Source organism: Chromohalobacter canadensis (assembly GCF_034479555.1).
Taxonomy (GTDB): domain Bacteria; phylum Pseudomonadota; class Gammaproteobacteria; order Pseudomonadales; family Halomonadaceae; genus Chromohalobacter; species Chromohalobacter canadensis.
This window is the reverse complement of record NZ_CP140151.1, coordinates 3,539,285-3,557,950: the sequence shown is the minus strand read 5'-3', so window position 1 is coordinate 3,557,950 and position 18,666 is coordinate 3,539,285. Positions and strand designations below refer to the sequence as shown.

Below are 18,666 nucleotides of genomic sequence, written 5' to 3'. Positions count from 1 at the left end.
ATGCCGCCGTTCACCTTGGCTCATGGCGTGTCGCCACGCTGGCTTAAACCTCTCATCGGTGGACATTCATCATTGCCGGGCACTGGCAAGCAGTTGAAAAAAAAGCGCTATCAAGGGTTTTCATTTCCTGGAAGCCAAGGTAGTATACGCAGCGTTCCACGGGCGGCACCTATTTGGAGGCCTTCCGGAAAACGTTAACGGAGCGTGGCGCAGCTTGGTAGCGCGCTGCAATGGGGTTGCAGAGGTCGCTGGTTCGAATCCAGTCGCTCCGACCAAGATTATCAAGAAAAACCGCCGCTTATGGGTCAACCATAGCGGCGGTTTTTCGTTGTGTTAGCATCGTGGTGATGGTTGCTTGGAACACTCGTTGACATGACGAGTCCCACGTTCAGTTACCGCCATTCCAGTGAGGCCCAACATGCTGCATGACGCCATTGAGATACGGAAAATCGCCGGCCCCGACGAAAACGACGTCCGCTATGAAGTCTACGATAGCGACACGGGCGTGAGCCTGGGGCTTTACCAAAGTATGGAACATGCCGAAGCCGAGCGTCAGCGAATGAAGGCGTCCGACAATGAGGTCAAAGCAGGCGACGCGGACGACGACCCTAGCGTGGAATGATCATTCCAAAATGGCTTGGCAATCTCTGCCAAGCCATCTCGACTGCACGCGCAAGAAGCTCCAGCGCCAAGCAGGCAGGCATGACGCCTTTACCGATTCCGCCACAGATCCCACCCGATTCCGCCAGCGATGCCAGCAATGACGCCTACCAGCACATTGCCCACCACCAGCCACGTGACCAGCCCGACCATGATGCCGAGCAGTGCTCCGGGAAGTTCCTTCATGGCGTCTCCAGACAGAATTTGAGTTACATAGGGCTGAACGCATCATGATGCACACAGGCCCATGCATCCCAATACCCGTCAAGCCATCTGCTGCCACTCGATCAAAGCCGCTGCCACGGCGTTAGGGTCCCATCCGCTACGATGCAGGCTCGAGGACATGATCGCGGCCTGCGCACCTTGGCGTGTCACGAACAAGCGATACCCCAGATAATCGCCACGCTCGCAACGTGCATTGACTTGCCCGCACACCACGCGATTGGAAGGGCCTCCGACGCGGGGGCCGACGGCTCGGATATCGCGAAAAACCGCGGTGGCAGGATACTTGAGCAGTTTTCTAACGCTCGCCTGGGCCAGATACATCTCTTCATCGGTGGCCGACGCCCATTGCAAGTGATCGCGTGCAATCTGCGCCGTGATCGCCCCTGGCTTATCAGGGGGCTGCGCCGGCAGCGACGATGAATCGTCGAGCAAGCCGCCGCTGACCAGGAGCAAGATGCCCCAAAGTTTCATGTTGTCTCCTTATCTTGGATATCTCGGTAATGAGGCTCGCTATCACCGTCGGATGGCCGTCGAACGCCACATCCCTTGAGAATGACATGGCACAAGAAATCGGTGATCGCACGATAATCATTTTCTCCAAGCGCCGACTGATCGGTAATGCCCAGTATCTGAGCCTCGAAATCCGCATAATGCTGGGTGGCCGACCAGATCAAGAAGATCAGCCATACCGGGTCGACGGGATCCATCAAGCCCTTTGCCGACCAGCGCTCGAAGACACGCGCCCGCGAGCGCACCCACTCGCGTAGTTCGCCGTGCAAGTATTCCTGCAGAAAAGGCGCGCCCTGAAGCACCTCGGCGGCGAACAACCGAGAACCTTGGGGATGTTGGCGTGTCAGGCGCATCTTGCTGCGAATGAAGCCTTCCAGCACCTCGCCCGGATCATCGTCCTCGCCGATATCGTCGAGCATGGCGTTCCAGCGCGCCATCATACGCTCGAGCAGTGCCACGTACAGTTTGCGCTTGCTGCCCACATAATACAGCACGTTGGATTTAGGCAGCCCAGCCGCTTCAGCGATGGCCTGCACGCTCGCGCCTCGATAACCATGGCACGCAAACACGCGCTCGGCCGCCTCGAGAATCACGCTTTCGTTATGCGCCCGCCTTCCCAGTTCGGGCGAATTCATCGATGTCATGGCCGCTCTCTTCGTCTGCCGGTATGGAAGTCTGCCCCAGCGAGCGTCGCCAGTGCAACGCACACCAACGCCCTATGGCGCCGCAGTCCAGTCATCGCTCAAGCTCACCTAGGCGCACTACAAACAAGCGCAAAAGGGACTTGTCATACGCGCCATTTTGATTAAGGCTTAACAGAGTTGACCATATGGTCATATCGACATGCGCGGTGCGCACCTCGGACCACAACGACAACCCGATGGACACTCCGATGATCGAGTTTTATCTCAATGGCGAACCGCAACACTGCGCCTCGCTAGCACCCGACACCAGCATTCTGGAGCTCTTGCGCAACGATTTGCAGCGAACCGGCACCAAGGAAGGCTGCGCCTCGGGCGACTGCGGCGCGTGCACGGTCGCTATCGGCGAGCCGGACCACGACGGTCGTCTTCACTATCACAGCACCAATGCCTGCATCACCCCAGCCCATCAACTGCAGGGCCGGCATCTCGTCACCGTTGAGGGGCTCTCCCGCGGCGACGCCTTGCATCCCGTCCAGGCCGCCATGGTCGAATGCCATGCCAGTCAGTGCGGCTTCTGCACCCCCGGCATCGTCATGTCACTATTCACACTCCACGAACGCCAGCGCCAATCACCGATAGCGCTCGACGATGCATGCCTCGAGGCAACGCTGGGTGGCAACTTATGCCGTTGCACGGGATACCGCCCCATCCAAAAAGCCGCACGCCATATGGCAAATCAGCCCGACGTGCGCCCGCCCTGGGCGGATGACCCAAAGCTTGACAACGATACCGCCGCCCTGGGGAATACGCTCGAGGCCACCGGCTACGCCATACCGAACACATTGGCGACCTTGCATGCGCTACGTCGCCAATATCCGACGGCGCGCCTGGTGGCCGGTGCCACCGACCTGTGGCTCGAGGCCACTCAACGGCTCGAAGCCTTCGAGAACCTGATCGACATCAGCCGTGTCGCCGAATTGCAGGCAATCGACGAGACGCCCGACGGCTGGTGGATCGGTGCTAGCGTCACCTACGCGCGCCTCGAACCACTGCTCGACGAAGTTTACCCCGCGTTCGCACGGCTATTGCGGCGACTGGGCTCCTCACAGATCCGCAATCGCGGCACTCTGGGCGGAAATATCGCCAATGCTTCGCCCATCGGCGACACGCCACCCATATTGCTCGCGCTCGATGCCCATTTGGCACTGGAAGGCCCCGAGGGCGCCCGAAAATTGCCTTTGGATGCTTTCTTTCTCGACTACAAGCGTACCGCCCTCGAGCCGGGCGAATTCATCCGCGCTATCTTTTTGCCACGCCCCGAAAGTGACCAGCATCTCGAGGTCTGGAAACTCTCCAAGCGCCGTGAGGACGACATCTCGGCGGTGCTCGGGGCCTTTGCCTGGCGCGAGGAAAATGGCTGCCTGCACGATGTTCACCTGGCTTTCGGCGGCATGGATGCCACGCCACGGCGCGCCCAGGCCACCGAAGCCGTCCTCGAGGGACACCCCGCTGATATGGCGACATTCGAGGCGGCTCGCCAGGCGCTCGAGCGTGACTTCCAGCCACTCGACGACGTGCGTGGCTCTGCCGCTTACCGTCGCCTCGCAGCCGCCAACTTGCTCGAACGCCTGCGCTTGACGATCGACCATGATGCTGCCCAGGAGGTCTGCCTCGATGCGTACGCTCACTGATCTCTCACGCCCGCCGGCCGGCCCTGAAACAACCGACCGGCACACCGCACCGGCAGAACCCCGGCAAGCCCCCGCGCATGACAGCGCCACGTTGTATGTCACCGGCCGCGCACGATATCTCGACGATCAGCCCTCACCGGCGGATGCGCTACATGTCGCGGTGGGGCTGAGCCCGACCGCACGTGGCCGGCTTACGCAGTTGAATCTCGACGCGGTTCGCCGTGCCCCCGGCGTCGTCGATGTAATCACCGTCACCGACATTCCCGGCAAGACCGACGTCGGCCCCGTATTTCCGGGCGACCCGCTGCTCGCCGATGCCGAGGTGCGCTACGTCGGGCAGCCGCTATTCGCAGTGGCCGCCACCGATTTCAAGGCAGCCCGCCGTGCCGTGGCACTTGCCGAAATCGAGATCGACGCTCAGCCGGCGCAGCTCGATCCCGTCGCCGCCGCCGAGGCCGAGGAATGGGTCCGTCCGCCACATGTTCAGCAAAGCGGCGACTGGCAACAGGCACTGGCCGGAGCCGTGCATGTGCTCGAGGCCAAGCAATTCGTCGGTGGGCAGGAGCACTTCTACCTCGAGGGGCAAGCCTGCCTGGCGCTTCCTAACGAGGACGACGGCGTCATTGTGCATACGTCAAGTCAGCACCCCAGCGAAGTGCAGAAACTCATTGCCGAGGTGCTGGGCGTGTCGTTTCATGCCGTGACCGTCGAAGTGCGACGCATGGGCGGCGGCTTCGGCGGCAAAGAGACCCAGGCTGCACCATGGGCGTGTCTGGCCGCGCTGCTGGCCCGCCGCACCGGGCGTGCCATCCGCATGCGCCTGCCGCGCGGCGATGACATGCGCGCCACCGGCAAACGCCACCCTTTTCATAACCGCTACCGATTGGGATTCGACGCCCAAGGCGTGCTGACGGGAGGTGATATTACCGTCATCGGCGACTGCGGCCACTCGCCGGATTTGTCCGAAGCCATCGTCGACCGCGCCATGTTCCACGCCGACAACGCCTACTCGCTGGGTGATGCTCGGGTCACCGGGATTCCCGCGCGGACTCACAATCCGTCCAATACCGCTTTTCGCGGCTTCGGCGGCCCTCAGGGCATGATGATCGTCGAGCGCGCCATGGACGATATCGCCCGGCACCTGGGTGAAGATCCACTGACGATCCGCAAGCGCAACCTCTATCGCCCAGGCCGCGACGTCACCCATTACGGACAACGCGTCGAGCAGACCGCGCTGCTGCATGAGGTCGTCTCGCGGCTCGAAACCGACAGCGACTACTGGTCACGACGCGATGCCATCCGCGCCTACAACGCCAACAGCCCGATTCTCAAGAAGGGCCTGGCGCTGACACCGGTAAAATTCGGCATTTCGTTCACCGCCAAGCACCTCAATCAGGCTGGGGCGCTGTTGCACGTCTATACCGACGGCAGCGTGATGATCAATCACGGTGGCACCGAGATGGGCCAAGGCTTGCACACCAAGGTCGGGCAAGTCGTAGCCCGCGAGCTGGGACTCGACAACAGTGCCGTGCGCATCTCCGCCACGCGCACCGACAAGGTCCCCAACACCTCGCCGACGGCGGCCTCCAGCGGCGCCGACCTCAACGGCATGGCGGCTCGCAACGCAGCCATTGAGGTGCGCGAGCGGCTTTGCGAGTTCGCCGCCGAGCACTACCAGTTGGATCGCGAAGACCTGCATCTTATGGATGGAGAGTTGGTGGCAGGCCGCGGCGAGAGCGAACGCCGCATCGCTTGGGGAGAGCTTGTCCAGGCCGCTTACCTGGGGCGTGTGTCGCTCTCGGCAACGGGGTTCTATGCCACGCCGTTGATTCACTATGACCGCACCACGGGCCAGGGCCGTCCCTTCTATTACTATGCCCATGGCGCCGCCGTCTCGGAGGTCGTCGTCGACACGCTGAGCGGCGAATATCGCGTCACGCGCGTGGATATCCTGCACGACGTCGGCGACTCGCTGAACCCAGCGATCGACACGGGCCAGGTCGAAGGCGGCTTCATTCAAGGCATGGGTTGGCTGACCAGCGAGGAGCTCAAGTGGGATGCCTCCGGTCGTCTGCTGAGCGACGGACCGGCGACCTACAAAATCCCCACCATCGGCGATACACCGCCCGACTTTCGCGTCTCCCTGCTCGAGGGACACCCCAATTCACAGGCCAGCCTGTACCGCTCGAAGGCGGTGGGCGAGCCTCCCTTCATGCTGGCGATTTCGGTATGGTCGGCGCTCCGCGACGCACTATCAAGCCTCGCCGATTATCGCGTGAGCCCCGCCCTGGATACCCCGGCCACGCCGGAGCGCGTGCTCTTCGCCGCGCAGACTTTGCGCCAGGCCCCTGAAACGAGGACGCCAGCGGAGACGCCACAATGAGCGCCGAGACCTGGCACAGCGCCTTGCACCACCTGCAAGCCGGTGCCGCGCCCCATGTACTGATCAGCGTCGTTGGCGCCGAGGGCTCCACGCCGCGCGAGCCCGGCGCCAAGATGGTGGTGACCGCCGACGCCTGCCACGACACGCTCGGCGGTGGCCACTTCGAGTACCAGGCCATCGCTTGCGCACGCGAGATGCTCACTGCCAGCACCCGTGGTGAGCAGGCAACCACGCCGCGTCTAGAAGCTTTCCCCCTGGGCGGACGCAGCGGGCAGTGTTGCGGCGGGCATGTCAGTTTGCTGTTCGAGTGCTTCGCGGGCGCCGAGAAGCACATCGCCATATTCGGTGCCGGCCACGTCGCACAGGCTCTCGTGCCCTTGCTGGCACCGCTCCCATGGCGGGTACACTGGTTCGACAGCCGCGACGATGCCTTTGCGGCACTTGCGCCCTCATCTCGCGTCGATTGCCACCGCCTCGATGAGAACGCCATTGCAATGGCACTCGCGGGGCTCCCGCACGATGTACATGCGCTCGTCATGACCCATGACCACGCCCAAGACCGCCGCCTCGTCGATGTCTTGCTCAGCCATTCCGGCGTGGCCTCTATCGGCTTGATCGGCTCGCAAAGCAAGTGGGCGAGTTTCCAGCGCCCCTTGCGCGAGGCCGGACACGACGCGACTGCACTCTCGCGGGTACGCTGCCCAATCGGTGTTCCTGGCGCGGGCGGCAAACGCCCCTACGAGATCGCATTGGCCATCGCCGCCGAATTACTGACCCTGGCCCCGACCGAGGCCCATGCGCCGCAGCGTGGGGTGATGCCCGCCACTTGGCGCCACGTCACCGGCCAAGATGTATGCCTCTGAGACCGGGCGCCGGAGCTCCTTTTCCGTCATTTTCTGTTTACAAGAGCGTTTCCATGACCCACTCCCAACTGCTACGCGGCACCGTGCTGACCTTCGACGCCGATCCCGGCGAGGCGCCTACCCCAGACGCCGATAGCCTACGCTATTGGGAAGACGGCGCCGTGTGGGTGGAAGGTGGCCGCATTCGCGCCGTCGACGACTTTTCGGCCCTCACCCCGCATGTGCCCGAAGAGGTCGAGATCGTCGACTACCGCGGCAAGTTGATCATGCCCGGCTTCATCGACAGCCATGTGCATTATTCGCAGCTCGACATCATTGCCTCGTTCGGTCGCGAATTGCTCGACTGGCTCAACGACTACACCTTTCCCGCCGAATGCCGCTTCGCCGAACGGGCGCACGCCGAGGAAGTCGCCGAGCGATTCCTTGATGAACTGCTGCGCGGCGGCACAACCACTGCTCAGGTATTCTGCACCTCGCATCCCGGCTCGGTGGACAGCATCTTCTCCGCCGCCCAGCAGCGCCGGCTGCGCTTGCTGGCGGGCAAGGTGCTGATGGACCGCCATGCCCCGGAGACGCTCACCGACACCGCGACCGGCGGCATCCGCGATAGCGAACGGTTGATCGCCGACTGGCACGGCAAGGATCGTCTGGCGTATTCGCTGACGCCGCGTTTCGCACCGACTTCGAGTCGCGAACAACTCGATGCCGTTGGCGGCGTTCTGCGCAACGACGCGAGCCTGTATCTACAAAGCCATCTCTCGGAACACCGGGGCGAACTCGCCTGGGTCGCCGAGCTGTTTCCCGAGTGTCGGGACTATCTCGCCGTCTACGAACGCTACGGCCTGGTCGGCCCGCGCAGCACCTACGCACACGGTATTCATCTCTCCGAGGACGAACGCGCGCGACTTGCCGATGCCGGTGCCAATATCGCCTTCTCGCCGACATCCAATTTGTTTCTGGGCAGCGGGCTTTTCGATCGCCTCGCCACCCGTGACGCCGGTGTCGTCACATCCCTGGCCAGCGATGTAGGCGCCGGCACCGGGCTATGCGGGCTGACAACACTGCAAGGTGCCTATCAGGTCGGCGCCCTGCTTGGCCAGCCGTTGACCGCTTGGCAGGGGTTTTATCGGCTTACGCTTGGCAATGCCAAAGCGCTGCACCTCGATCATCGTATCGGACGAATACAAGCCGGGTACGAAGCCGACATGGTCGTCCTGGATTTGGCCGCCACGCCCCTATTGGCACGCCGTACCCAAGTGGCCGAAACATTCGGCGAGTGCCTCTTCGCGATGATGATATTGGGTGACGACCGCTGCGTGTACGCTACCTGGGCCGACGGCCGCCTCGTGCACCAGCGTGACGCACACGATCACCATGAAGCACCACAGAAGCGCGCGCCCGCATCTTCGTGAGGCGTCGACCCTCGCCAGCCCCCATGCATACGGCGAGCCTGGCGATAACACACACTTGGCACTCCTATTGCTTATGCATTGCAGCGTGATTTTGTATACATAAAGCCCGCCGCACGATGGGGCACAAGGAGCCAAGCCATGTCAGTCGATCAACCCCTCTATCGCCTCGAGGATCGTCCCGGGCCTCTGGCCTCGCTGCTCGCTGCCGTACAACACGTACTCGCCAGTTTCGTGGGCATTATCGCTCCCAGCCTGATCGTGGGCAGCGCCTTGGGGCTCGATCAGTACATGTCATATCTGATCAGCATGGCGCTGTTCGTCTCGGGCGTGGCGACATGGGTGCAGTCCCAGCGTCTCGGGCCGCTCGGATCGGGACTCCTGAGCGTCCAGGGCACGAGCTTCTCGTTCGTGGCCGCGCTGATTGCCGCCGGCGAAACCGCTCGTGCCGGCGGCGCCAGCGACGAAGCCGTCATCGCGACGTTGCTCGGCGTCTGTGCCGTAGGCAGTTTCATCGAGATCGCCCTCGGCGGCATGCTGCATCGTCTCAAGCGCATCATCACGCCCACCGTCACCGGCGTGGTCGTGACCTTGATCGGCCTCTCGCTGGTCAAGGTCGGCGTCACCGATATGGCCGGCGGGGTCGGCGCCGAAGATTTCGGCAGCCTTGCCAACCTGGGTCTGGCGGCACTGGTAATCGTCGTGGTACTGGCCTGTCAGATGTCGCGATACATCTGGCTGCGCATCGGCTCGGTCTTCTTCGGGCTGGTGACCGGCTGTCTCGTGGCCGCGCTCACCGGCCAGTTCGAGGGCCGTCCCGAGGCACTTGAATGGTTCGCCCTACCGCAACCGCTGCGCTTTGGCATCGGCTTCGACTGGACAGCCTTCGTTCCCGTGGCATTCATCTTCCTGGTCACCGCCATCGAGACCGTAGGCGATCTCACCGGCACGTCACGCGCCTCGGGCGAACCCGTCAGCGGCCCGGTTTATCAACGCCGGATACGAGGCGGCGTGCTGGCCGATGGCGTCAACTCACTGCTCGCCGCCCTTTTCAACACCTTCCCCAATACCACCTTCAGCCAAAACACCGGCGTGGTGCAGTTGACTGGCGTAGCTAGCCGCCATGTGGGGCGCTACGTCGCGGTCATCCTGCTGCTACTGGGGCTCATCCCCGCACTCGGTACTCTGCTGCAGTTCATCCCACGTCCCGTGCTCGGCGCCGCGACGACTTTGATGTTCGGCCTAATCGCCGTCTCCGGCATCCGCATCCTCAGCGACCAGGAGATGACCCGCAAGACGATCATGACTATCGCCGTTTCGGTGGGAATGGGGCTCGGCGTCCAGCTCGTTCCCGAAGCCCTATCAGGGCTTCCCGAAACCGCCGAACGCATCTTTTCCTCGCCCATCACCACCGGCGGGTTGACCGCCATCCTGTGCACCCTGTTGCTGCCCGGCAGTACCGGGGACGCTGAAGAAACCGCCGACACGACGCCGCGTGCCACAGCGCCGCATCAGTCTTCGTAACTCATAACAATCTCGTAACCCATAACAATCGATTGAAGGAGTTCGCCATGTCTCGCTCAGCACCACACGCTTCCCCCTTGCACGTCCTCGTCGTCGGCGCAGGGATGGGCGGCCTGAGTGCCGCACTTGCCTTTCAACACCAGGGGCATCGAGTCACCGTCGTCGAGCGTGTCAACGAGATACGCCCAGTAGGCGCAGCCATCTCCCTATGGCCCAACGGGGTAAAAGTGATGCACCGCCTAGGGCTCGGCGAGACTATCGAGCGATTAAGCGGCGAGATGACCCGCATGCGCTACCTCAACCACCATGGGCAGACCTTGACCGATTTTAGTCTTGCGCCACTGTTCGAGGATGTTGGGCAACGTGCCTGCCCCATCGCACGCGCCGCCTTGCAGCAGACCTTGTTCGATGCCGTGGGGGCCGAGCACATTCAGTTGGGGCGGCGTTGCCTCGACTATACCCAGGACGACGAAGGCGTCACGGCACATTTCGAAGATGGCGGCAGCCTCCACGGCGACTTGCTGGTGGTCGCCGACGGCACGCATTCACGGCTGCGCGGAAAGCTCACGGGGCACCCCGTGGAACGTCAGTACGTAGGGTACGTCAACTGGAACGTGCGCGTACCCGCCGATGATGATCTAGCCCCGCTGCATAATTGGGACCAGTACGTGGGCGACGCCAAGCGGGTTTCCTTGATGCCTATGGGTAGCGGCGGCAATGACCAGGGCGCGCCGGAATTCTACTGTTTCTTCGACGTGCCATTGCCCGCCGGCACGCCCAACGACTCCCAGCGTTACCGTGACGAACTGCGCGAACACTTCGCCGGCTGGGCCGAGCCGGTACAAGCCGTGATCGAGCGCTTCGATCCCGAGCGCATGGCGCGCCTCGAAATCCACGATATCCCGCCCCTCGACACCCTCATCGCACCTCGTGTGGCACTCCTTGGAGACGCCGCGCACGGCATGGCGCCGGATCTCGGCCAGGGCGGCTGCCAAGCCATGGAAGACGCCTGGGTGCTGGCCGACGCCGTGCAGCACGCCCTCACTGAACACGCTGACACCTCGAAAGCGATTGCCACCGCACTGACCCACTACGACGTCGCGCGTGTCGAGCGCGTCGGCGAGATCGTCTCACGTGCCCGCAAACGCGCGGCGATGATCCACGGCCTCGACCCCGAGCAAACTCATGCCTGGTATGACGAACTCGCCCACGAAGATGGCGACGCCATCCTCGCAGGACTCAAGAAGACCGTTGTCGGCGGGCCACTGGGGTAAACATTGGGACTGGCGTCTCCGCGAGCGACGTAAGCATCTCTTAAGCGTTACCGTGCGAGCGTTGCGATTCTTTCATCTCCGCCATCGGCAGGTATCTCATGGATTGGTCGGAACGTCGCATTCTCATCACAGGCGCTGATACACCTTTCGCGGAAACCCTCATCGATTGGTTGCTACCGCGCGGCGCCTTGTTATGGACGTTGGGCGAGAACCAGGCCGCACTCGAGCGACAGGTGCGCGGCATGCCGACGCGCGTCCAGCCCATGGCGGCCACATGTCAGACACAACAAGCATGCTGCCGTGAGACCGTCGCGCGCGCCGGCATCGAGATGCTGATTCATGTGCGATCGACCGACACGAATGACGCTATGAGCGTCGAGGGTGCACTGCATGTCGATATCGGCCTCGTCACGGCAATCGAAAGTCGGTCACGGCGCCAATGTGTCTCGCGGGTGCGGGAATCGTCGCGGCCAGACAGGCTCGTACTTAGCGTCGACCCCGCCCCGAAGCGCGCCCGCTATTCGCACCTAGCGCCCGAGGACATTCCCCATGTCCATCACTTGACGGCGCTACACCACGCCGCACGGCGCGTGATACAGGCCATCGAGCGACACAATCATCCTTCCCTTGCAGCCCAATGGCGAGGCCACATTCATTCCTATCAGCGTCGACGTGCGGCGGCCGATGGTTTCACCCCGCCTTAAGAAAGACTTAAGCTTTACGCATCATGCTACGCTGGCGCCAATACCGAGGAGGCCCCATGCGTATACTCTTGGTCGAAGACGATCCGCTTCTGGGCGATGGCATCAAGACCGCGCTTACCCGCGAAGCCTATACAGTGGATTGGTTCACCGAAGGCCATCATGCTATCGAAGCTGCCCAAAACGAGGCATTCAGTGCCATGATCCTCGACCTGGGGCTGCCCGACATGGATGGCATGGCAGTGCTCCAGCATCTACGCCAAGCTTCCGGACTGCCAATACTCATCCTCACCGCACGCGACGCCGTCGAAGAACGCATTCGTGGACTCGATGCCGGCGCCGACGATTACGTACTCAAGCCCTTCAACCTACAGGAGTTGCTGGCACGCCTGCGCGTCATCACGCGGCGCGCCGAGGGCCGCGCGTCACGCACCCTGACACTCGGCGCCTTGAGCATCGACGAAGCCAGTCACAGCGTCAGTTGGCAAGGACAAGACATCGCGCTGGGGCGCCGCGAATACGCCCTATTGCTCGAACTGGCACGCCACCCCGACAAGGTGCTCTCGCGCCCCCGGCTGGAAAGCCTGCTCTACGGCTGGGGAGAGGAAGTCGCCTCGAACGCAGTGGAGGTCCACGTTCACCATCTGCGCAAGAAACTCGGCAAGTCGCTCATCATGACCGTCCGTGGTATCGGTTATCGCCTGGATCGTCGCGCAGTATGACGTCCATTCGCTATTACCTGCTCCGCACGCTGACGCTAGTACTCGTCGTGTCCGGTGGCGTGGCGGTGCTTGCCTCGTATTTGATCACCGATCACGAGCTGGAAGAAGTGCTCGACACCCAACTCAGCCTCCACAGCCGCATTGTCGCCGGCCAACTACCGGAAAACGCCAGCGATGACGCGTTCAAACGACTGGCCAACCAGCTCAGTATCCCCGATTACCCGGCGCGCCTCTATCACGATGGCCAGCCCGTCGCACTCGATGGCGATGACACCACGCCGACCAAGCTTTATCACGAGGAAGAACGCAAACTTGCGCTGGGCCTATGGAAGTCCGACAAAACACCACGCCTACTCCAGGGAAAATGGACACAAGATGGATCTTTCCCTGCCCCCGATGAAGAAGGCTTTCGCTGGGTCGACTATGCCGGCCATCGCTGGCGCGTCTTCAGCATGTTCGACGAACGCCACGACCTGTGGCTCAGCATGGGCCAACGCAGCAATTTTCAGCGCGAAATAGTCGAGCGCATCACCTGGAACAACCTCATCCCAATGGTGGCTCTGTTGCCGCTCATGCTGTGGCTGATGAACCGCATCATTCGCCGTGGCCTGACTCCGATTCGACGCCTGTCGGATCAGGTGCAAGGACGGCATGCCCGCGATCTTCGGCATATCGAGCTCGACGTGCCCCGTGAGTTGGAGGGATTACACCAGTCGCTGAACGACTTCATCGACCGGCTGGGCGAAACCTTGGAACGCGAACGCCGTTTCACCGCCGACGCCGCGCATGAACTGCGCACCCCGCTGGCCGCGTTGCGTATCCACCTAGACAATGTCCAAGCTGGGGAGACAGCATCGCTGCAAAAGGCTTATACCGGCGTCGAACGCCTGCAACGCGTCGTCGAACAGCTGCTGGTCCTGGCGCGGCTGGATCGCACACCGGATAGTCGCACCGCTCCGATCGACCTCTACCCCATCGTCATCGACCTCATGGCCGACTTGTGGCCCCTCGCTCATGAGCGCCAACAGCAATTGACGCTCGAAGGTCTCAAACAGTTGCGCGTTCATGCCGATGAAACCGAAGTCGGCATTCTTTTCCGCAACCTGCTCGACAACGCCCTGCGTTACACCCCGGAAGGCGGCCATGTAGAGGTCGAGCTCGGCGAGACCACGCAAGGGGGCGCACAAATCCGCGTCCGTGACAGCGGCCCCGGCATCCCCGAAGACCTGCTCGAGAAGGTGACCGAGCGTTTCCGTCGCGCCTCAGACCAACGCACCACCGGCAGCGGGCTGGGACTCTCCATCGTCGTCGAACTGGCTCAGCGTCAGCAGGCGACACTCCAACTGCGCAATCGTCCTGAACATGGGTTGGAGGCCACGATCACCTGGCAGGCACAATAAGTTGCATCAGGCTCGTCAAGGCTAGGCTTATGTACTACATCTTCCATTGATTTGAACACCACAAGGTCTTACCAAGACAAGCAACAGCACATCCCCCTGACTTTTTACTACACATGCCGCCTGTAACCGACCGCCACGCCGCAAGGAGAGTCGCATGCTCGAAGTGCTGAGTCACCGTCGCTATCGCCATTTGTTCCTGGCCCAGGTCACCGCCCTCGCCGGCACCGGGCTAACGACGGTCGCCCTGGCATTGCTGGCCCATGACCTAGCGTCCGGGCAGGCAGGAGTCGTGCTAGGCACGGCACTAGCGATCAAGATGTTGGCCTATGTGGGCATCGCACCGGTGGTCGGGGCCTACGCCTCGCGTCTGCCGCGCCGCACTCTGCTGGTCAGCCTGGATCTGCTGCGGGCGTCCGTGGTCTGCGCGCTGCCCTTCGTCACCGAAATCTGGCAGGTCTATGTGCTGATCTTCCTGCTCAACGCCGCCTCGGCGGGCTTCACCCCGGTCTTCCAGGCAACGATTCCGGACCTGCTCCAGGACGAGGGGCAGTACACCCGCGCGCTGTCGCTGTCGCGGCTCGCCTATGACCTCGAGAACCTGCTCAGTCCCATGGCCGCCGCGGCGCTATTGATGGTGATGAGCTTCGATGTATTGTTCCTGCTCAATGGCCTGGCCTTCCTGGTCTCGGCCGGCCTAGTGGTCTCGGTGATGTTGCCGTCGCCCAAGGCAACGGAGGACGAGGTACCAAGCGTGTGGCGCAAGGTCTCCCACGGCATGCGGATCTACCTGAAGACGCCGCGACTGCGCGGACTGCTGGCCCTGAACATGGTGGTCTCGGCGGCCGGGGCCATGCAGATCGTCAACACTGTGGTCTACGTGCGTTCTTCCCTGGGCCTGGGCGCGCAGGCAGTGGCCATGGCTTTCGCGGCAGTCGGAGGCGGCTCGATGCTGGTGGCCCTGCTGCTGCCGAAAGTGCTGGAGCGCACGCGAGAACGTCCGCTCATGCTCGCGGGCGGCGTTCTGATGACACTAAGCCTCTTTCTTGGCCTGCTGGCACCCGGGTTCGTGGGGCTACTAGGGCTGTGGTTCTTGCTGGGTGCCGGCGCCTCGCTGGTCATGACGCCTACTGGGCACCTACTCAAGCAATCGTGCCAGCCCGAGGACCGTCCGGCGTTGTTCGCCGCGCAGTTCTCGCTATCGCATGGCTGCTGGCTGGTCTCCTATCCGCTGGCCGGCTGGTTCGGGTCGCAGGCGGGCCTGATCGAGACCTTCGCCCTGCTAGGGGCGATCGCGCTGGTGTCTACGACACTCGCGATCCGTGTCTGGCCATCACGGGACCCGGTGGCGCTCGAGCATGGCCATGCTCCTGTGGAGCACTCCCACCTGCATTACCATGACGACCACCACCAGCATGAACATGAGGGCTGGGAGGGACCTGAACCGCATCGCCACTCTCATCATCACCCAAGAGCTCGACATCGTCATGCCTTCGTGATCGATCATCATCACCCGCAATGGCCTAGATGAGTGATGGTCTTTATAACAACAAAGCTATTGCTGAGCGCCCAGCAATGGGCGCGCGCACTCAAGCGGGACGTACATGCGATCTGGCTTGCCGCGCACGACCCGCGCACACCGTGCGTCGTTAAAATTCTAGCGCTGGTTGTCACTGCGTACGCGGTGTCACCCATCGACTTGATCCCGGATTTCATCCCAGTGCTTGGCTATCTGGACGATCTGGTGATCGTGCCCCTCGGGATCCTGATAGTCGTCCGACTCATCCCCTCCAGAGTAATGGAAGAGCACAGGAAAGCAGCCGACAAAGCAATCGCTAGACCAGTCAGTCGCCTGGCGGCTGGTGTCATCATTGCCACCTGGGTCGCTTGTGCCGCGCTCTTGGTCAGGCTTTTCATGTGAATATATAGCCATCATCACATCACTTAAGCGCCATGACTGCCTGTTCAAGAGGGGGGCTCGAACCGAGATAACACGCTATCCAACCTTAACATAGAACCACCGCGCTCTTTAAGTAAGGCATCAGAATATTTTCTTACCATATAACCTCCAATAGCTTCTGCTTAATCAATAGACCAAACCTATTGGCTTTTGCTTCATACCAAGAATGGAGAAACCTGATGGCGCATAGAGAAGAACATCCACAAAAGTTAAAGATCTGGGACCCAATAGTAAGGATACTTCACTGGACATTGGCTATAGCATTCATGACAGCCTGGGTGAGCTCTGGCCAATGGCAGACACTACATGAATGGGCAGGGTATACAGTAGGCGTAGCAATAGTATTACGAATCATATGGGGAATAATAGGGACTCGACACGCACGGTTCATCAATTTCACTTACTCACCAAAAGAAATATTTCAACATTTACGAAACATGCGACATGGGCATGAACGACATTATGACGGCCACAATCCCGCCGGCAGCGCCATGGTCTTTTTACTATTAGGAGGACTTGGCCTGCAAGCAATATTGGGCTGGCTTCTAACAACGCACACCTTTCAAGAAAACACACTGATAGAAACTGTACACCCAATATTAGGAAACGCCCTTCTTATTGCAGCAATACTACATGTTGTTGGTGTAACAATTTCAAGCAAGTTAACAAAACAAAATCTTGCCAAGGCAATGCTTACTGGTAAAAAAACAAAAAAACGCCAAGAATAATTGAAAGAGCCGCCTCAAGGCGGCTCTTTCAATTCACGCCCCTCCGCCGACCTTCGCAAGAACATACCTGACGATCTTATAAAAACCAAGCGCCAGTGCAAAAGGCACAACGAGTGTCCCAATAAAAATGTATAAAGTAAAAATACAGGCCTCGAAAAAGAAACATCTAAAGAGAGCCTCGCCAGCTATACTACGGACGGCCTTGGCTAAGTTTCTTATAATCCGAAAAGGCCTTGCTAACACGTCATACTGAAACCTATAAACCATCATACACTCCCCAGCTCGGTGCCACTGCAGGTAAGATTTTAAAGTCATGCACGACACGCCGATGTTATGTCTTGATCGGGCTTATAGACCGATGTTGCTACTTGCATCAACCCCAGAATGCTTGAAAACAAATTGCCATGACTATATTTGCCGTCTGCATTTTTATATAAACAATCATCATTCAGTCCCGTGGAGCCAATAAAATCCTTATCCAACCACCACGTCATGGGTACATGCGTTTGTTCTTTCGGTGCGATTGAGTAAGGCAATCCATGTAAATAAACACCATTTTCACCTAACGACTCACCATGATCGGCCACATACAACATGGCAGCCGAATATTGAGACTGAGATTTTAAGGCGGCAATCATACTATCTAAGACACTATCGGTGTAAAGAACGCCATTGTCATATGCATTTACAATCTCATTTTTTTGACATTTATTTAAATCAGCAGTTTCACATACCGGGGCAAACCTGCTAAAAGCCTTAGGATAACGCTGGTAATAACTAGGACCATGATTACCTAACTGGTGCAACACAATGACTTTATCATCGTTAGAACCCGAAGTTTTCTTCAACTCATCTTTTAAACGCTCGGCAAGAGCCTCATCATAGCAGCGGCCCGATGCACAAAGACCAGGAAAACCCTGCTGGGACAGTGTCTCATTTTTAACGCCTTCGCAGACTCCTTTGCATCCCGATTGGTTATCAATCCATTCCACATCGATACCGGCATGCTTTAACACATCAAGAAGTGACTCATGACTTTTAATATAGCGCTCGTCATAGTCATCGTGACCAAGCGGAGAGAACATGCAAGGTAAAGAAACTGCCGTGCTTGTGCCACAAGATGTTACATGAGGAAAATTGATCACGTTGCGATCATTCAACTTCGGTGTTGTCTGCCTCTCATAGCCATTGAGACCCCAATTGGCAGCCCGCATCGTCTCCCCGACCACAATGACGAGCAGCTTAGGCTTGCTATTGCCATTCGATGCCGCGTCTGCCAGTTTCGCATCGCTCTCAAGCGGAATTTTCTTATCAGGCAGAGGAGCTTGTGCAGGAGCTAAAGCTTGAACAGCAGAGACTATCGCGTTACCCGGAGTGACCAAGAAACGCAGCTCATGATGCGTCCTCATCAAAGCCGACACGCTTTGAAATGTCAGTAAAATGAAGCCGCTCAATACCAGGGTGCTTGCTAGCACCACCACTGCGCGTCTCAAAACAGACCTCAAAAGGCTCTCTCTTTTTATACGCACCCAGATAACAAACAGTGAAGGAATAGCGGCATAAACAATCATGTATCCAAGGAACCCCCAAGTAAACAGCTCACCAGCTTCCTTGGTATCCGTCTGCAGAACGTTGTTCACCATATCGGTATTGAAGTATACGCCATAACGGCTTGTATAAAAGTTAACGGCCGCTGCCAAACATATTATGGCGACAAGAAAAGGTTTCGCCAGCCAACGATTCACTAAAAAGACAAATACAAAAAACTGCAAAAAAGTAAGAACAACCCCATACTCGAGCAAAAGCAACCAGTCCATTATTCCTGCTGGAGAGATATAATCAAAAACCTCACCCCAAAAAGGCGTATTATAAAACAATGTAACACCAAGGCTCACCAAAAAGGTCAGGAAGTCCGTCGTCAAAACCGGACGCAGGAAGCTCAGCCTTGAAAATAAATTATACATAAACGACCTCA

16 protein-coding genes, 1 tRNA gene and 1 pseudogene are annotated in these 18,666 nt (G+C 59.7%); 14 read left to right on the top strand and 4 right to left on the bottom strand.

Annotation, left to right across the window (positions count from 1 at the left end):
- Positions 1-198: 198 nt before the first annotated feature.
- Together SR908_RS16550 and SR908_RS16545 are read left to right on the top strand one after the other, a co-directional pair.
- Positions 199-275 (top strand) — tRNA-Pro (locus tag SR908_RS16550).
- 143 nt (positions 276-418) lie between these two features.
- Positions 419-622, top strand: coding sequence for a hypothetical protein (locus tag SR908_RS16545; protein ID WP_097023771.1), 204 nt, complete (start codon positions 419-421; stop codon positions 620-622).
- Positions 623-711: 89 nt separating this feature from the next.
- On the opposite strand, the gene SR908_RS16540 is transcribed toward SR908_RS16545, so the two are convergent.
- From SR908_RS16540 to SR908_RS16530, 3 genes are all read right to left on the bottom strand, one after another.
- Positions 712-846 (bottom strand): hypothetical protein, encoded by a 135-nt coding sequence (locus SR908_RS16540; protein ID WP_257125250.1) that lies wholly within the window; start codon positions 844-846, stop codon positions 712-714.
- Between the two features lie 78 nt (positions 847-924).
- A complete protein-coding gene (locus SR908_RS16535) occupies positions 925-1,356 on the bottom strand; it encodes a hypothetical protein (protein ID WP_097023772.1) in 432 nt (143 codons plus the stop codon).
- Positions 1,353-2,039 carry a TetR/AcrR family transcriptional regulator gene (locus tag SR908_RS16530; RefSeq protein ID WP_246923593.1) on the bottom strand — a complete coding sequence of 229 codons (687 nt, stop codon included), beginning with the start codon at positions 2,037-2,039 and terminating at the stop codon, positions 1,353-1,355. The genes SR908_RS16535 and SR908_RS16530 overlap by 4 nt, the downstream gene beginning before the upstream one ends.
- Positions 2,040-2,287: 248 nt before the next feature.
- Between SR908_RS16530 and xdhA the strand changes: the two genes are divergently transcribed.
- From xdhA to SR908_RS16470, 12 genes and pseudogenes are all read left to right on the top strand, one after another.
- Positions 2,288-3,730, top strand: a complete 1,443-nt coding sequence (xdhA, locus tag SR908_RS16525) for a xanthine dehydrogenase small subunit (protein ID WP_246923589.1) — start codon at positions 2,288-2,290, stop codon at positions 3,728-3,730.
- Complete coding sequence (gene xdhB / locus SR908_RS16520) at positions 3,714-6,113, top strand: xanthine dehydrogenase molybdopterin binding subunit (protein ID WP_246923586.1); 2,400 nt, start codon at positions 3,714-3,716, stop codon at positions 6,111-6,113. Before xdhA ends, xdhB begins: the two co-directional genes overlap by 17 nt.
- A complete protein-coding gene (xdhC, locus tag SR908_RS16515; protein WP_246923583.1) occupies positions 6,110-6,976 on the top strand; it encodes a xanthine dehydrogenase accessory protein XdhC in 867 nt (288 codons plus the stop codon). The genes xdhB and xdhC overlap by 4 nt, the downstream gene beginning before the upstream one ends.
- Positions 6,977-7,029: 53 nt before the next feature.
- A complete protein-coding gene (gene guaD / locus SR908_RS16510) occupies positions 7,030-8,388 on the top strand; it encodes a guanine deaminase (RefSeq protein ID WP_246923581.1) in 1,359 nt (452 codons plus the stop codon).
- A gap of 138 nt (positions 8,389-8,526) precedes the next feature.
- A complete protein-coding gene (locus SR908_RS16505) occupies positions 8,527-9,909 on the top strand; it encodes a uracil-xanthine permease family protein (RefSeq protein ID WP_246923578.1) in 1,383 nt (460 codons plus the stop codon).
- A 47-nt stretch (positions 9,910-9,956) separates the two neighbouring features.
- Positions 9,957-11,183, top strand: a complete 1,227-nt coding sequence (gene hpxO, locus SR908_RS16500) for an FAD-dependent urate hydroxylase HpxO (protein WP_246923575.1) — start codon at positions 9,957-9,959, stop codon at positions 11,181-11,183.
- Between the two features lie 98 nt (positions 11,184-11,281).
- The gene (locus SR908_RS16495) at positions 11,282-11,887 is read left to right on the top strand and encodes a hypothetical protein (RefSeq protein WP_075368753.1); all 606 of its coding nucleotides are present in this window, start codon (positions 11,282-11,284) and stop codon (positions 11,885-11,887) included.
- Positions 11,888-11,943: 56 nt separating this feature from the next.
- On the top strand, positions 11,944-12,606 hold the full coding sequence (locus tag SR908_RS16490; RefSeq protein ID WP_246923572.1) for a response regulator: 663 nt from the start codon (positions 11,944-11,946) through the stop codon (positions 12,604-12,606).
- Positions 12,603-14,006 carry an ATP-binding protein gene (locus SR908_RS16485; protein ID WP_246923570.1) on the top strand — a complete coding sequence of 468 codons (1,404 nt, stop codon included), beginning with the start codon at positions 12,603-12,605 and terminating at the stop codon, positions 14,004-14,006. The genes SR908_RS16490 and SR908_RS16485 overlap by 4 nt, the downstream gene beginning before the upstream one ends.
- Positions 14,007-14,160: 154 nt before the next feature.
- On the top strand, positions 14,161-15,534 hold the full coding sequence (locus SR908_RS16480; RefSeq protein ID WP_246923567.1) for an MFS transporter: 1,374 nt from the start codon (positions 14,161-14,163) through the stop codon (positions 15,532-15,534).
- Between the two features lie 18 nt (positions 15,535-15,552).
- Positions 15,553-15,924, top strand: a pseudogene (locus tag SR908_RS16475) (YkvA family protein); the annotation flags it as partial.
- Between the two features lie 218 nt (positions 15,925-16,142).
- Positions 16,143-16,691, top strand: a complete 549-nt coding sequence (locus SR908_RS16470) for a cytochrome b/b6 domain-containing protein (protein ID WP_179000153.1) — start codon at positions 16,143-16,145, stop codon at positions 16,689-16,691.
- Between the two features lie 311 nt (positions 16,692-17,002).
- On the opposite strand, the gene SR908_RS16465 is transcribed toward SR908_RS16470, so the two are convergent.
- Complete coding sequence (locus SR908_RS16465; protein WP_075368758.1) at positions 17,003-18,655, bottom strand: phosphoethanolamine transferase; 1,653 nt, start codon at positions 18,653-18,655, stop codon at positions 17,003-17,005.
- Between the last annotated feature and the right edge of the window lie 11 nt (positions 18,656-18,666).

Coding starts and splice junctions, on each gene's coding strand:
- SR908_RS16530 (WP_246923593.1), bottom strand. CDS start 2,039: ATGACATCGATGAATTCGCCCGAACTGGGAAGGCGGGCGCATAACGAA.
- xdhB (WP_246923586.1), top strand. CDS start 3,714: ATGCGTACGCTCACTGATCTCTCACGCCCGCCGGCCGGCCCTGAAACA.
- SR908_RS16540 (WP_257125250.1), bottom strand. CDS start 846: ATGAAGGAACTTCCCGGAGCACTGCTCGGCATCATGGTCGGGCTGGTC.
- SR908_RS16490 (WP_246923572.1), top strand. CDS start 11,944: ATGCGTATACTCTTGGTCGAAGACGATCCGCTTCTGGGCGATGGCATC.
- SR908_RS16505 (WP_246923578.1), top strand. CDS start 8,527: ATGTCAGTCGATCAACCCCTCTATCGCCTCGAGGATCGTCCCGGGCCT.
- xdhC (WP_246923583.1), top strand. CDS start 6,110: ATGAGCGCCGAGACCTGGCACAGCGCCTTGCACCACCTGCAAGCCGGT.
- SR908_RS16535 (WP_097023772.1), bottom strand. CDS start 1,356: ATGAAACTTTGGGGCATCTTGCTCCTGGTCAGCGGCGGCTTGCTCGAC.
- hpxO (WP_246923575.1), top strand. CDS start 9,957: ATGTCTCGCTCAGCACCACACGCTTCCCCCTTGCACGTCCTCGTCGTC.
- SR908_RS16485 (WP_246923570.1), top strand. CDS start 12,603: ATGACGTCCATTCGCTATTACCTGCTCCGCACGCTGACGCTAGTACTC.
- SR908_RS16480 (WP_246923567.1), top strand. CDS start 14,161: ATGCTCGAAGTGCTGAGTCACCGTCGCTATCGCCATTTGTTCCTGGCC.
- SR908_RS16470 (WP_179000153.1), top strand. CDS start 16,143: ATGGCGCATAGAGAAGAACATCCACAAAAGTTAAAGATCTGGGACCCA.
- guaD (WP_246923581.1), top strand. CDS start 7,030: ATGACCCACTCCCAACTGCTACGCGGCACCGTGCTGACCTTCGACGCC.
- SR908_RS16465 (WP_075368758.1), bottom strand. CDS start 18,655: ATGTATAATTTATTTTCAAGGCTGAGCTTCCTGCGTCCGGTTTTGACG.
- SR908_RS16545 (WP_097023771.1), top strand. CDS start 419: ATGCTGCATGACGCCATTGAGATACGGAAAATCGCCGGCCCCGACGAA.
- xdhA (WP_246923589.1), top strand. CDS start 2,288: ATGATCGAGTTTTATCTCAATGGCGAACCGCAACACTGCGCCTCGCTA.
- SR908_RS16495 (WP_075368753.1), top strand. CDS start 11,282: ATGGATTGGTCGGAACGTCGCATTCTCATCACAGGCGCTGATACACCT.